The 14,389-nt window shown below is 42.7% G+C and carries 14 protein-coding genes; 9 read left to right on the forward strand and 5 right to left on the reverse strand.

Translation table 11 applies throughout. The annotated features are described in order from the left end of the window. Positions 1 to 125: 125 nt before the first annotated feature. Positions 126 to 509: a DUF1634 domain-containing protein gene (locus tag FPZ42_RS15760; protein ID WP_146272817.1), complete on the forward strand. Its 384-nt coding sequence runs from the start codon at positions 126 to 128 to the stop codon at positions 507 to 509. 39 nt (positions 510 to 548) lie between these two features. After that, positions 549 to 764, forward strand: a complete 216-nt coding sequence (locus tag FPZ42_RS15765) for a KTSC domain-containing protein (protein WP_146272818.1) — start codon at positions 549 to 551, stop codon at positions 762 to 764. A 19-nt stretch (positions 765 to 783) separates the two neighbouring features. On the opposite strand, the gene FPZ42_RS15770 is transcribed toward FPZ42_RS15765, so the two are convergent. Continuing rightward, positions 784 to 3,228 (reverse strand): outer membrane beta-barrel protein, encoded by a 2,445-nt coding sequence (locus FPZ42_RS15770; protein ID WP_146272819.1) that lies wholly within the window; start codon positions 3,226 to 3,228, stop codon positions 784 to 786. A gap of 196 nt (positions 3,229 to 3,424) precedes the next feature. Here FPZ42_RS15770 and FPZ42_RS15775 point away from each other — a divergent pair, with 196 nt between their 5' ends. Next, complete coding sequence (locus tag FPZ42_RS15775) at positions 3,425 to 4,711, forward strand: alpha/beta fold hydrolase (RefSeq protein ID WP_146272820.1); 1,287 nt, start codon at positions 3,425 to 3,427, stop codon at positions 4,709 to 4,711. 187 nt (positions 4,712 to 4,898) lie between these two features. Here FPZ42_RS15775 and FPZ42_RS15780 read toward each other — a convergent pair whose 3' ends face one another. Continuing rightward, the gene (locus FPZ42_RS15780) at positions 4,899 to 5,372 is read right to left on the reverse strand and encodes a DinB family protein (protein WP_146272821.1); all 474 of its coding nucleotides are present in this window, start codon (positions 5,370 to 5,372) and stop codon (positions 4,899 to 4,901) included. Between the two features lie 91 nt (positions 5,373 to 5,463). On the opposite strand from FPZ42_RS15780, the gene FPZ42_RS15785 reads away from it, so the two are divergent. Together FPZ42_RS15785 and FPZ42_RS15790 are read left to right on the forward strand one after the other, a co-directional pair. Further along, on the forward strand, positions 5,464 to 7,233 hold the full coding sequence (locus FPZ42_RS15785) for a DUF885 domain-containing protein (RefSeq protein WP_261382325.1): 1,770 nt from the start codon (positions 5,464 to 5,466) through the stop codon (positions 7,231 to 7,233). Between the two features lie 10 nt (positions 7,234 to 7,243). Continuing rightward, entirely contained in the window at positions 7,244 to 8,206 is a 963-nt protein-coding gene (locus FPZ42_RS15790; protein WP_146272822.1) for an alpha/beta hydrolase, read from the forward strand. Between the two features lie 43 nt (positions 8,207 to 8,249). Here FPZ42_RS15790 and FPZ42_RS15795 read toward each other — a convergent pair whose 3' ends face one another. Together FPZ42_RS15795 and panB are read right to left on the reverse strand one after the other, a co-directional pair. After that, complete coding sequence (locus tag FPZ42_RS15795) at positions 8,250 to 8,972, reverse strand: RluA family pseudouridine synthase (protein ID WP_146272954.1); 723 nt, start codon at positions 8,970 to 8,972, stop codon at positions 8,250 to 8,252. A gap of 71 nt (positions 8,973 to 9,043) precedes the next feature. Next, the gene (panB, locus tag FPZ42_RS15800; protein ID WP_146272823.1) at positions 9,044 to 9,859 is read right to left on the reverse strand and encodes a 3-methyl-2-oxobutanoate hydroxymethyltransferase; all 816 of its coding nucleotides are present in this window, start codon (positions 9,857 to 9,859) and stop codon (positions 9,044 to 9,046) included. 98 nt (positions 9,860 to 9,957) lie between these two features. Between panB and FPZ42_RS15805 the strand changes: the two genes are divergently transcribed. The 3 genes from FPZ42_RS15805 (at position 9,958) to lspA (ending at position 12,361) form a co-directional block, all read left to right on the forward strand. Beyond that, positions 9,958 to 10,539 carry a hypothetical protein gene (locus FPZ42_RS15805; RefSeq protein ID WP_146272824.1) on the forward strand — a complete coding sequence of 194 codons (582 nt, stop codon included), beginning with the start codon at positions 9,958 to 9,960 and terminating at the stop codon, positions 10,537 to 10,539. Positions 10,540 to 10,673: 134 nt separating this feature from the next. Next, positions 10,674 to 11,774 (forward strand): glutamine-hydrolyzing carbamoyl-phosphate synthase small subunit, encoded by a 1,101-nt coding sequence (gene carA / locus FPZ42_RS15810; RefSeq protein ID WP_146272825.1) that lies wholly within the window; start codon positions 10,674 to 10,676, stop codon positions 11,772 to 11,774. 95 nt (positions 11,775 to 11,869) lie between these two features. Continuing rightward, positions 11,870 to 12,361, forward strand: coding sequence for a signal peptidase II (gene lspA, locus FPZ42_RS15815; protein WP_222431596.1), 492 nt, complete (start codon positions 11,870 to 11,872; stop codon positions 12,359 to 12,361). Between the two features lie 59 nt (positions 12,362 to 12,420). On the opposite strand, the gene FPZ42_RS15820 is transcribed toward lspA, so the two are convergent. Further along, positions 12,421 to 12,609 (reverse strand): YodC family protein, encoded by a 189-nt coding sequence (locus FPZ42_RS15820; RefSeq protein ID WP_146272826.1) that lies wholly within the window; start codon positions 12,607 to 12,609, stop codon positions 12,421 to 12,423. Positions 12,610 to 12,858: 249 nt separating this feature from the next. Here FPZ42_RS15820 and FPZ42_RS15825 point away from each other — a divergent pair, with 249 nt between their 5' ends. Continuing rightward, positions 12,859 to 14,232, forward strand: a complete 1,374-nt coding sequence (locus FPZ42_RS15825) for a DEAD/DEAH box helicase (protein ID WP_146272827.1) — start codon at positions 12,859 to 12,861, stop codon at positions 14,230 to 14,232. The last annotated feature ends 157 nt before the right edge of the window (positions 14,233 to 14,389 follow it).

The raw sequence follows: 14,389 nt of genomic DNA on the forward strand, positions 1-14,389 counted from the left end.
TACAGATTAGCCTTTTGACGGTGGATTACATAAAGTCTATCTACTCGGTAGGTTAACATTAAAGTTGGCAGGCCATATTATAAGGCTTAATTTCGGCGTGGATATACTCGAGTAATACCACCCCCATGTTTAAAAACTTTAAAGATAAAGATATGCAGGCTGTTATTGGCTGGGTGCTCCGTGCAGGAGTGCTAATATCAATGCTAACGGTTTTTATAGGTGGTTGTGTGTATCTTTACAGGCATGGCCATACCACAGCCGATTATCATCAGTTTAACGGAGTGCCTGATTTTATACAGACAGGCCAGGGCATTATACACGGCGTATTCACAGGCAGGGGCAGGGCTATTATTCAATTAGGCATTATCATGCTCATAGCCACGCCGGTAGTAAGGGTGTTATTTTCGGCCATAGGGTTTATCTTAGAAAAAGACCACCTGTACACTGTCATTACCTTTATTGTGCTTTTTGTTATCATCTGCAGCGCTTTAAGCGGCCACGCAGGCTAATTTATCCAAACCATAATTTTTTAGCAATGTTGTATTTATATGTACAGGCGTAAAGTACAGTCATCGGCTTTAGAGAGTGTTGGTTATGATGCCAAAAAGCAGATCCTCGAACTGGAGTTTAGGGAGCATAGTGACGTATGGCAGTATTTCGGCATCAGGCCATCCACCTACAAAAAATTCATCAGCTCAGAATCATTAGGCAAATACTTCGTAACCCGCATTAAAGGCAAGTATCCGGAGTTGAAGTTATTGTAAGGTAATAGCTCTTTAAATATTAATTACCCCCAATTCTCCTTTGCTCATCCTCATTTCCAGTTTTATGGCGAACGGCACCCTTCACGGATGTTTTACCAAACCGATAGCTGAAGTTTACAGACAAGATGCGATACTCGCGCCAATCGACAGTATTTCTATTTAAGTTTTGGTAGTTGGTATAAGCCCGGTCACGACGGGTCTTAAAAATATCTAAAAGGGTGAGGCTTAGTTTACCCATCTTGTTAAGGACCGGCAAACTTACACCGGCGTTGGCATAGTAAACTGCTTTAAAGTTATTTATACCGTAAACTGTAGGCGTTTCGTAGTAGCCAGAAAGTTCAGCAGCCAGTTTACTACCCAACTTAAAACTTTGCGTGGTGTTGATCAGAACATCACCTACACTTTGATTAAAATCGCCGTATTTCGGGTCGGCAATGTATCGCTGGTATGATGCATCAATGTCATAAGAGCTGTTCCACCAACTGGTGAATTTTATGGGAGCACTAAAAGCAACCCCAAGCGTTTGCGTGCGGCCCAGGTTTACATCGGTATTAATAATAACCTTGGTGGCATCGTTTTGCTGATAAAAAGGAAAAGCGGCCCCGTTGGCAAATGTTGCATATAAACGTGTGCTTATTTCCTGGTTGTAAGTATGTGTAAGGCTGATGCTATTGGCATATACGGGCCTTAAATAAGCATTACCTGCCTGGTAACTATACAGATCAATAAACGACAGGAAGGGATTAAGCTTATCATACGCCGGCCTGGTTATACCGCGGTTAAAGTTCAACACGTAATCGTTCTTATCATCATGATGGTATTCTATCTGCACGGTAGGGAACAGGTTAAAATAATTCCTGGCGGTTATATGCTGATTGTTTGGCGATTGCTCGCGATATGAGTCGCCTCTTGAATTGGTGTATTCGCCTCTAATGCCGGCGCTTATATTAGTTTTGCCGAACCTGGCATTGTAGTTCACGTAACCTGCAGCAATTTTTTCAGTGTAGATAAAGTGATTGCTAAAGGTGGTATCAATGGTGTAAACGTTGTTAACCAGCGGACCAAATATGAGGTTATTATCCGTTTTGGTATAGCTGTACTTAGCCCCGGCATCAAGTTTGGCGGTTTTACCCAGCGGTTTGGTATAATCTAATATAGCCGACCAGATACCCACCTTGGTAGGCGAGAGGTTTTGTAGCAACAGCGGATTGCGGTAGGCGGCCCCGGCAGCATTGTAGAAAGTATTGTTAATGTACTCGTTGGATGCACGGCTGTTACGGGTGTGTGTAAGGCTGGCGGAAATTACCCCGCCAGTTTCATCAACCTTGCCATTATAGTTAAGGTTATATGTAAAGGTATTGATATCGCGCTTTAGGTTTGAGTTGGCGTAAACTGTAGAATCTTTAACATTATTATTGAAGATGCTAAGGGTGTTGGCTTTATTAAATTTTGCGTTATTGATGTTGCCTGCAACCAAAAGGCCAATGGTTTGCCCTTCGCCGATAAAGAAATCTGTACCCAGCCTAAAGTTATGGCTAAACGTTTCAGAAACGCTGCGGTAAGCGGTGTTGTAGTTGCTTTGCAACCCGTTGTAATCTATACCGCGGTCAGTGTTGAAGTTTTTATATGATTTGTTGGCAGCGAAATTATAGTTACCAAAAATGTTGTAGCTTTTAGTGCGGTTGTTAAAGCTGATGCCGCTATTGCTTTTGTAATACCTGCCATAACCGGCGCCAAGGGTAATGGTTCCATTAGTGCCAATGTTCTTACCTTTTTTGAGTACGATATTGACAATACCACCCGCCGCTGCATCGTACTTAGGCGAGCCCCCGGTTATCAGTTCCATCTTATCGATATTACTGCCCTGAGTACTTTTTAATAATGCTACCAGATCGGTACCTGTAAGGTTGGTGGGTTTGCCGTCTATCAGTACCAGGGCCTGTTGCCTGCCGCTAACGCTGATGGCATCGTTGTTATCAACCCTTACACCGGGAGATTGCCTTAAAATATCTAATGCCGATTGCCCGTCGGCAATAATACTTGCCGATGGATTGATGATGGTTTTGCCGGGCTTAACTTCCACAAATGCCTTGCGCGCAGTAATGGCAACATCTTTTAGCTGCGTATTGGTTGCAGCCAACTTTAATGGTGCAAGCGAAACAGGTTTGCCGGCGGCAATGTAAAAAGATTGTGTATACGTGCGCTTGTAACCCAGCATGGTTGCCAGTATGGTATAGCTCCCGGGTTTAATATTATTGAATTGGAAAGCACCTTTTTCGTCCACCAGGGCAGATGTGGCCACGGTTGAATCGGGCAGATGTAGAAGTATAGCAGTAGCCGCGTCAGCAGGCTGATTGTTCTGTGTTAAAACAGTACCCCTTAAAAATGTGATACCGGTTTGGGCGTAACAAAAATTAATACATAGCAGGAATGCCACCAATAAGCATCCGTTTTTGAAATTCATTAATAGTTAGTAGAAATTAATTAGTATAGTGTCAGTTAAAAAGTTAAATGTAACAACAAAAAAGCGTTTTGTAATACTGATTTTTCGCTTTTTTACGCCAATTGTATCAGAAATGTTGCTTTAGCATAAAGTTGCGTCAATACCTTTGTAAATTATTATTTTCGTGCGTTGATATTTTAGAAGTTTATAAGTGGAGATGAGAAAATTATTCGTTTCAATGCTTGCCATGTGCCTTACTGTAGTGGCACTTGCACAAACGGCACCGGCTAATTTCACAATGGCTGCAAACAAATTCAGGCAGTATTACAATGCCGGTAAGCCTGATAGTATATTTAATATGTTTAGCAGCCAGATGAAGTCCGCGCTGCCGCTGGATAAGTTCTCATCAACTACCACGCAGCTAAAGGCCCAGTTAGGTGATCTAAAAAGTACTGAGCTGGTAAAGTTTAGCGCACCGCTTGCCGTTTATAAAGCTACTTTTGATAACGCTATTTTCAACCTTAACATCTCTCTTGACGCTCAAAGCAAATTCATCGGTTTGTTGCTTAGCCCGTATGTTGAGCAGGCGGTAACCGCTATGCAAATGGACCCGTCGCTTAAAGAGTCGCCAATTATTTTAAAAACGCTGAGCGGCTCTATCTCGGGTACGCTTACCATGCCTGCCGACGCTAAAGACAAGGTGCCTGTAGTACTGATCATAGCAGGATCTGGCCCTACAGACAGGGATTGCAACAGCCCTAAATTAGGCATGAATACCAATGCTTATAAAATGCTGGCAAACGATTTGGGTAAAGCGGGTATTGCAACCGTACGTTATGATAAACGCCTGGTTGGCCAAAGCGTAAGCTCTACAAAGCCAAAGGAATTGCGTTTTGAAGATTACGTGGATGATGCCGTGGGTTTAGTACAGTTATTGGCTGATGATAAGCGCTTTTCTAAAGTGATCGTGTTGGGCCATAGTGAAGGATCGTTGATCGGTATTTTATCTGTGCGCGATCAACCTGTAAAGGCATTGATCTCGGTTGCCGGTGCTGGCCGTTCTGCTGATCTTATTGTAACAGAGCAAATGAAGGCCCAGCCGAAGTTTATCCAGGATAACTTTAAAGTAATGCTCGATAGCTTAAAGAAGGGTAAGTTTACACCTAATATCGATCCTAAAATATATGCTATTGCAGGCCCTGACGTGCAGCCATACTTAATGTCGTGGTTCAGGTATAACCCTACAAGGGAAATTAAAAAGGTTAAAGTACCGGTGCTTATCCTGCAAGGTACTACAGACATTCAGGTACCTGTCAGCGAAGCCGAGCTGCTGAAAAAAGCTAAATCGGATGCACAATTGGTCATCATTCCAAACATGAACCACGTGTTGAAAGAAGCGCCTGCCGACCGGGAGAAAAACATGGCTACCTATAACCAACCCGACCTTCCCTTAAAACCAGAACTGGTTACAAGCATAGTCACATTTGTGAAAGGCTTGAAATAGGTTCGGGACGTTGATTTTGAAGTAACAAAAATACTAACTACCATTGGTCGAAGTTTAGCGCAGCTTTACTTCGACCAATGGTGTTTTAAGCTTTCAGCTTAGTTATCAAGGAGAATCCTTGAAAAATTTTAGGTCGAAGTTATAAACTTCGATCAGTACTCTACTTTATTATCGATCCCTCAAAATATCATTTCCATATCCCCAGTAATCTTCTCAATAGGATGATCTCTGAAGTATGGTAAGAGTTATGATCTGCCACCTGCAAGGCCTCGCGAAGGATGGATTGTCCATCACCGTGTGGTATGGCCGCATAAATATCGCCGCTCCTCAATAGTTCTATAAAAACTTTGCGGTCCGCTTTAATAGCTGCTATCGTTTTATCCCAATCCCCCGGATTTTCAGGCGCTGCTTCTTTAGGCCAATAGTCATCAGGCCATTTCGGCGATTGGTGGTTGGCATCTTTACTAAACTCCAACATATCCCATTGTGCAATACGAATATGTTCGGCCAGTTGCCAAATGCTGTAAGGCAATCCATGTGGTTTTATTCCCAGTTTTTCGGCTGGTATGCCCTCAAGCGCATCTTCAAGTGTAGCATGCGCGCCGCCGCCTTCGAGTAATTTGATCAATTCTTTTATTAAAATATCGTGCTGCTCACTCATATCATTGTTTTTAAAGCCTAACAAATAGGTTACAGGTTTGATTTGTCGTAATCAATTTTTAAGTTTATCGCTTAAAGCAAAACCCACCACCGTGATTAAAAAACTATTCCTGCTTGCGCTTTACGTAACCGCTTTTACCGCTTGTAAAAAAGACGGCGGTAGTGCCATTGATAATGGTTTAAAAGACGACGGCACATTTACCCGATACGAAGATCATTTTTTGGATGAGTTATGGAAGATAAACCCGGATTGGGCTACATCCGTAGGTTATCATAAATATGATAGTGTGCTTGTTGTACCCGGACCAAAGGCACGTGAGCAGCAGCTAAAGTTTGCCAAAGTGCAGCTGGATTCATTAAGCCATTACGAGCCCAGCCTGCTTACAGATAATAATAAGATAGACCATGCTATTATGAAGAACCAACTGGAATCAACCCAGTGGGGTATTGAGCAGTTAAGGTCATACGAGTGGGATCCCTCATCTTATAACGTTACGGGTACTTTTGCTTTTATCTTAAATGAACACTACGCGCCATTGCAAAAGCGCCTGCGCAGCTTTTATCAGCGAATGGAAAATATTCCTGCTTACTACAAGGCCGCTGAAACACAATTAAAAAATCCGGTTAAGGAACTTACCGACCTTGCTATTGAGCAAAACGAGGGAGGACTTAGCATTTTTGAAAGTGACCTTGCCGATTCGCTTAAGAAAAGCAAACTACCTGATGTAGAACAAAAACAAATTACAGATCGTGCAAAACTATCAGCAACAGCTATTAAAGGATATGTAACTTATTTAAAGGCAATGAAAAACCCTAAACCACGTAGCTTTAGGTTAGGGAAAGAGCTTTATGAAGCAAAATTTAAATATGATATCCAGGCTGAAGGTACTGCCCAGCAAACTTACAACGCTGCGGTGGAACGTAAAAAGTTCCTGCATAAGGAGATGGCTAAAATAAGCCGACAGCTTTGGCCAAAGTATTTTAAAACGGAGGCGGCGCCAAAAGATTCGCTGGAGATGATAAGCAGGTTGATAGATACGCTGTCTGCTGATCACGTTAAGCCGGCTGAGTTCCAATTGGCGATTGAAAAGGAGATACCTAAACTGACCGCTTTTATAAAGGCTAAAGATCTGGTAACGCTTGACCCAACCAAACCTTTGGTGGTACGTAAAGAGCCTGCTTATATGGCAGGTGTTGCAGGTGCATCTGTAAGCGCGCCCGGCCCTTATGATAAAAACGGCAATACCTACTATAACGTGGGTAGCCTGCAAGGCTGGCCTGCAGACCGCGCAGAAAGCTACCTCCGCGAATACAATAACTATATTCTGCAAATCCTCTGCATACATGAAGCTATCCCCGGCCATTACACGCAACTGGTGTACGCAAACAAGGCACCAAGCATGATCAAATCTATTTTGGGTAACGGCGCCATGGTTGAAGGTTGGGCTGTATTTAGCGAACAGGAGATGATAGATGCGGGTTTTGGTAACAACGCGCCGGAGATGCGACTGATGTGGTACAAATGGCACCTGCGTTCGGTATGTAATACGATATTGGATTATAGTGTGCATGCCGGCAACATGAGCGAAGATGAGGCCGTGAAGATGCTTACCAAAGAAGCCTTTCAGCAAAAGGCAGAAGCACAGGGTAAATGGAAACGCGTAAGTGTAAGTAGCGTACAGTTAACCAGTTATTTTACCGGTTACAAAGAAATAAACCAGCTTTACCAGGATTGGCAAAAGAAACAAGGCGACAAGTTTAAGGTTAAAGATTTTAACGAAAAGTTCCTGAGCTATGGCAGTGCGCCTGTTAAATATATTAAACAAGCCATGTTTGCTCCACCAAAGAAAGACGGAAAATAACTTTTAGCTTATGAAAAAGATAGCCTTGTTTGTCTGTATTACGATCATGCTTTGCCAGGCATGTAAACAGAAGCAGGAAAAACAGCTGGAAAACAAACAATTCAATTTTGTTACTTCTGATCATGTCAGCTTACCTGTAAAGGTATCCGGCAAAGGGGATATTTGCATGTTTGTACCCGGTGGCCCCGGTGGCGGTTATTTATCTTTTGAACAGTTGGGTGGTAATAAGCTGGAAGGTTTTCTTACAATGATATATATGGATCAGCGGGGGAGTGGCAGCGCGCAGAACGCCAGGGATTACAGCATGGACCGCTTGTTAAAAGATATGGATGATGTAAGAGCTAAACTCGGGGTTGATAAAATGTACCTGATGAGCCATTCATTTGGCGGAGTAATAATGGTTAACTATGCCAAAAAATACCCACAACACGTAAAAGGGCTTATTTTAGTTAATTCTGCTCTTTACTTCTTTAGTCCGGATGCGTTGGCCGAGCAAATTAGCTACGGGTACAAGCTATTAGGAAAGGATACTGTAATTAAGGCAAAGAATCCAGATTCTCTTTTTGCGGGCGATATGGCCGTTAGGGCCAAGCTAAGCAAAGTTCATCTTGGGTATAAACTACTTACTGACAGTATTAAAACGATTGGTGTTTTTGATAAATTAGATTCTCTGCATCCCCGAACAAACGATTTTGCCTACAAAATTCTTGCGCCCGTTTTGGATAAGACCAAAAAAATGATCTATCCGGAATATTTTAAAGATTACAACACCATAACACCAGATATTAATGTACCAGTTTTAGTGATAACCGGCATCAACGACCACGCTGTAGGCCCCAATACTTATAAGCTGGCTAAATTCCCACATCAAAAGGTGGTAAAAATAGATGGTGGTCACTTGCTTTATTATGAAAATAACAGCGCTTTCGTAGATGCCGTCAAAAACTTTATTAAAGATCAGTCAGTTAATTAAAACGTTTCATCGACCGCCGGCCCGATTGAAAGCGGCTGACTGCTTAAGGTATTAAGTCCTCAAACTTGTCCCAAAAACCATCTTTAGGTAGGCTGGCAACTATCTCTATAGGTTCGTTTTTTACAGGGTGGATAAATTTTAAGCGGCGGGCATGCAGGCAGATACTTTTGCGCAGGCTGCCGCGGGGGTAGCCATATTTATTGTCGCCAACTATTGGGCAGCCCAGGGTAGATAATTGCACGCGGATCTGGTGTGGTCGTCCGGTTATCGGGTCAACTTCAATTACAGAATACCCATCGCGCTGTCCAACAAGTTTATAGTTCAATTCAGACCGTAAGCTGCCTTGCACTTCTTTGTCATGTGCCTTTGTTACGTTCTTCTGCGAATTTTTTACAAGCCAGTGCACCAGGTTACCGGCAGGGGGCTGAGGTTGTTGCCGTGTAACAGCGAAATAGGTTTTATGCATTTCGCGGTTTTTAAACATTTTGTTTATCCTGTCTAAAGCTTTGCTGGTTTTTGCAAACAGGATAACACCGCTCACCGGGCGATCTAAACGATGCACCACGCCTAAAAAAGCCCCATTTGGCTTGTTGTATTTAGCAGCGATGTAACGCTTAACCTTTTCATCAAGTGGCTCATCACCGGTTTCATCAACCTGTACAATATCGCCTGCGCGCTTATTAATTGCAATCAGGTGATTGTCCTCGTAAAGCACGTCGGCATCGGTAATGTCTTTGTTTATGTATGTGTGTTGTTTTAAGTTCATGGTTAATTGTTCATGGCCCATGGTTTAGCTGCTATGAACTATCAACTATTCACCATGAACCAGCGAAATTGCTAATACTCCTCTTTCTCGTTAGGGAAATTTTTAGCCTTTACATCAGTAACATAATTACCAATGGCATTGTTCATCACATCAAAAAGATCGGCATACTGGCGAAGGAAACGCGGTTTAAAACCTTTATTAATGCCCAGCATATCGTGTATCACCAAAACCTGGCCGTCGCAGTGCTGGCCTGCACCAATGCCTATTGTTGGGATGTTGAGGCTTTTACTTACTTCTGCAGCCAGTTTAGCCGGGATCTTTTCCAGCACAACACCAAAGCAACCCAACTCCTCCAGCTTTTTGGCGTCTTCCTTTAGTTTGGCAGCTTCGGCCTCTTCTTTTGCACGCACGGTATAGGTGCCAAATTTATATATCGATTGCGGGGTTAAACCCAGGTGCCCCATTACGGGGATACCTGCGGTAAGTATACGGCTGATTGATTCTGCTATTTCTATACCACCCTCTAACTTGATACCATGCGCGCCGGATTCTTTCATAATGCGGATGGCAGATGCCAATGCCTCTTTCGAGTTACCCTGATATGAACCGAATGGAAGGTCTACTATTACCAGTGCACGTTTGGCAGCACGCACAACAGATGAAGCGTGATAGATCATCTGGTCTAAGGTAATAGGCAGGGTGGTCTCGTGCCCGGCCATTACGTTACTTGCTGAGTCGCCCACCAGTATTACATCCGTACCTGCGTTATCAACTATGGCAGCCATTGAGTAATCATAAGCTGTAAGCATAGCTATCTTTTCGCCGCGATTCTTCATCTCCTGCAGCGTATGCGTAGTGATGCGCTTTATCTCTTTGTTTACCGACATCGTATCGTTTGGTTTTGTAAGGCAAAGGTAGGATATGATTTTTAAAAATCGCTTTAGCTAATTATTTAGATGTAGCATATATTAGTAGACGAAAACCAATGACCAAAGCGCAATATCAGGAAGCTATTAAAACCGAACGGTTACCATTAACACCATGGGAAAAGTTTGACCATTTTGGGATTGTGATCTATTGCTTAATGCCAACGGTGATGTTGCCTGTATTTTATTTATGGAGGTGCATCAATGATGAACATCTTGAGTTTAATACAAAACACGTAGAGGTCCTTTCAATCTCTGTAATTGTTTCCATCTTTTTTTTCTGGTTACAAAATTATAGACTAAGACTACAAGTTATTCCGGCTGCCTTATGTAAAAAAGATTTGAAGGAGGTCACCCTTCAGGTTTTAAAAGAACTAAAGTGGCATGGCAGGTTCAACGGAACCGTGTGCGTAGTGCATACCGATAGAAGTTTTTTTTCCGGAAGTTGGGGTGAACAGGTTACTCTTATCGTCGATGCAGACCGGGTGTTAATAAATAGTATCTGTGATTTGAAGAAGCGGTCATCTATTACATCCTGGGGTAATAACGGGAAAAACGTGAAAGATTTTACCGAAAGATTTCAGGAATACGCGTCGCGCCAAATGAAAGCCGAATGCTCTGCCATAAAAATTGAAAATTGATGCGGAAACCCGCAAACTTTTCTCTACTTTTGCGGCGTGAATAAAGAGGTATTTTTCTTCAGCCCTTTACTTTCTTTTCACGGAGCTTCGAGCCAGAAAATCCGAATATTTAACCCTTTCAATTTTTTTGCTAAATGAATCATTTCACCAAGTTACCGGCAGTATTATTACTGGAAGATGGTACCGTTTTTCATGGTAAAGCCGCAGGTAAGATAGGCACAACCACGGGCGAAATTTGCTTTAACACCGGCATGACCGGATACCAGGAAATTTTTACCGATCCATCTTACTTTGGGCAAATTATGGTAGCAACCAATGCACATATTGGTAACTACGGCATAGCTAATGAAGAGGTTGAATCTGAACAAATACAGATTGCCGGCCTGGTTTGTAAAAACTACAACATCGCTTACAGTCGCAAACAGGCTGATGAATCGATACAGGATTATTTTCAGCAGCATAATCTGGTAGGCATTTCTGATGTGGATACCCGCCAACTGGTTCGCCACATACGCGATAAAGGTGCCATGAATGCTATTATCTCATCTGAGATATTAGATGTTGAAGAATTGAAAGCTAAATTGGCGCAAGTACCTTCAATGGATGGCCTGGAGCTTTCATCACAGGTATCAACTAAAGAAACATACACTTTTGGTAAAGAAGATGCTTCCTACCGCGTAGCCGTGCTTGACCTTGGTGTTAAGAAAAACATCCTACGCAACTTTGATGATCGTGATGTTTATGCAAAGGTTTACCCGGCAAAAACCACTTTCGAAGAAATGGAAAAGGATTTTGCACCATCGGGTTATTTTATCTCTAACGGCCCGGGCGACCCATCGGCTATGCCATACGCTATTGATACCGTTAAAAAGGTATTGGCTTCAGAAAAACCGATGTTTGGTATTTGCCTTGGTCACCAGTTGCTGGCTTTAGCTAACGATATCCCAACTAAAAAGATGTTCAACGGTCACCGCGGTTTAAACCACCCGGTTAAAAACGTAATTATCAACCATTGTGAAGTAACTTCACAAAACCACGGTTTTGGTGTAGTGCAGGAAGCTGTAAGGTCATCAGATAAGGTTGAAGTAACCCACGTTAACTTAAACGACCAATCTATCGAAGGTATCCGCGTAAAAGGTAAAAAAGCATTTTCGGTTCAGTATCACCCCGAATCATCTCCGGGCCCGCATGATAGCCGTTACCTGTTTGATGATTTTATCAACTCAATGAAGTAACAGACCGGTTCCGATAGCTATCGGGATGCCGATGATAATAGAAAAAGCCTTTCAAATTTGAAAGGCTTTTTTGATTTACTACCTTCGCTGCCGAAATGAAGTTGAAAGGTGCTTACCGTGTTTTCGCCATTATTGCCTTGCTTGCACTTAACATCAGTTGCGACCAGGTTACAAAATCAATGATGCGCGAGCATATCAATATCTACGACCAATACCGTTTTTTTGATGGGCATGTAACCCTGCTGCATGTAGAAAATACAGGAGCCTTTTTAAGTTTAGGCGCAAAGTTGGTTCAGCCTTTCAGGTTTATGCTGCTCACGCTTTTACCCATTTTGGCGCTGCTTGGTGGTTTGCTTTACGTTATCCTTAAAAAGAATTTAACATCCTTGATGGCTATTGGTATCATCTGCTGTATTGGCGGTGGCATGGGTAACTTGTACGACCGTATTAAGCATGGCGCTGTTACCGATTTTTTACACCTTAAATTTGGCCCTTTGCAAACGGGTATTTTTAACGCTGCGGATGTATCTATCATGATTGGTTTGGGGCTGATACTGCTGGATGGATTTCTAAGCAGTAAAAAATAAAAAATGCGATCAACTTGAGTTAATTACTTTACGTTGATCGCATTTTTTTATTTTGACAATTAGTCGCAAATTTCAAGGCTATCTTCATGAAACTCTCCTTGCTGTTGTTTTTTGTCTTCGAACCATTTGCAAAGTACATTATCAGTTACTACGCCAAATCCTAAATTTACGTAGCCCTGAACTGACATTTCGGGTCCGCCCGATTTTAAGCATACTACGTCTCCAGATTTAAATTTTTTTTGTTCCATTGTTGTTAAGTTAATAATTTAAAATCAATGACTATCAGTTGTTGTGCCAATGGTGATTTTGTGACTATTTGTCGGTTGTCGATTGGATTTGGTGACCTTATGTCATAAATCTTCTTTTTCGAACTGTCATAATAGCCAATAAAAAGCGTATCTTTGCGGCGGTGCCGGTGAATCGGCTGTAATCATAATTAATACTCTCCATTAGAAAAAAGTCAGCGCCCTTAGGTTTGGCGTTTGCACAATACATAAATGTTATTTACCGATCTTAAATTAATTGAGCCTATTTTAAAGGCTTTACAAACAGAAGGCTATACCAGCCCCACCCCAATACAACAGCAAGCTATCCCATACATTTTGCAGCGCCGGGACCTTTTAGGTTGTGCCCAAACAGGTACAGGAAAAACGGCCGCATTTGCCATACCAACATTACAGTTGCTTTTTAACGATAAGCTGCAGCACCGCGAGCAAAAATCTATAAAAGCACTTGTGCTTACCCCAACCCGCGAACTCGCCATACAAATCGGCGACAGCTTTACGGCTTACGGACGCAATACGGGTTTAAAAAACCTCGTGATCTTCGGAGGCGTATCGCAAAACCCGCAGGTTGATGCCTTGCGCCGTGGCGTTGATATTTTAGTTGCAACACCGGGTAGGTTACTTGATCTGATGAACCAGGGATATGTTCACATCAACCAGATAAAAATGTTGATACTGGATGAAGCTGACCGTATGCTGGATATGGGTTTTGTTAACGATGTGAAAAAGATCATTGCCAAGGTGCCTGCAAAAAGGCAAACACTGTTCTTCTCGGCCACCATGCCAAAGGAGATCCAATCACTGGCAGATTCGATATTGAATAATCCTGAAAGAGTGGAGGTTGCGCCGGTGTCATCAACTGCCGATACTATACAACAGGCTGTTTATTTTGTAGAGAAAAGCAATAAGAAGAACCTTTTGATCCATATTCTTAAAGATAAGGATATTAAAACCTTGCTGGTGTTCACGCGTACCAAACACGGTGCCGATAAAGTTGTTAAAGACCTGCATAAGGCAGGCATAACTGCTGAAGCAATTCACGGTAATAAATCGCAAAATGCAAGGCAGCGGGCGCTAACTAATTTTAAGAACCGCAGCACGCGTGTTTTGATAGCTACTGATATTGCAGCACGCGGTATTGATATTGACGAGCTTACCCACGTAGTGAACTACGAGCTGCCGAATATACCCGAAACGTATGTGCACCGTATTGGCCGTACTGGCAGGGCAGGGGCAAGCGGTATAGCCATGTCTTTTTGTGATGGCGAAGAGGAAATAGAATATCTAAAGGATATTTATAAGCTTATTGGCAAAAATGTGCCTGTAGAAGAAGGGCACCCTTACCCGCTGAGCATTGAATTGATGAACGCCAGGATGACCGGCAAGGCGGTAAGCATTGCAGTTAAAGGTAAAGCACCTGCAGGCGAAGGCCGTGGTGGCAGAAACGGCGGCGGTGGTAACCGCGGTCGCAACAGCCGCAGCGGAAACAAACGCGCCAATGGCGAAAGCCGTCAGGGCGGTGGTGCCGGCAACCGTAAGGCAGGTTCAAAAACCGGCGGTGGCAGCGGCATGAGCGGACGCAGGTAGTTAAGTTAATAGGAGTAGTTAATTAGAGATAAGAGATTAAAGATTAGGTGTTTGTTTAGAATTGGGAAATTCCCTAATCTCTAATCACAAATCTCTAATCTCCAACGCAAAACTTGTTTTGCATTTAAAAAACATTTAGCTTTAAAGTGAAATTAGA

The organism is Mucilaginibacter achroorhodeus (assembly GCF_007846095.1).
Lineage (GTDB): Bacteria > Bacteroidota > Bacteroidia > Sphingobacteriales > Sphingobacteriaceae > Mucilaginibacter > Mucilaginibacter achroorhodeus.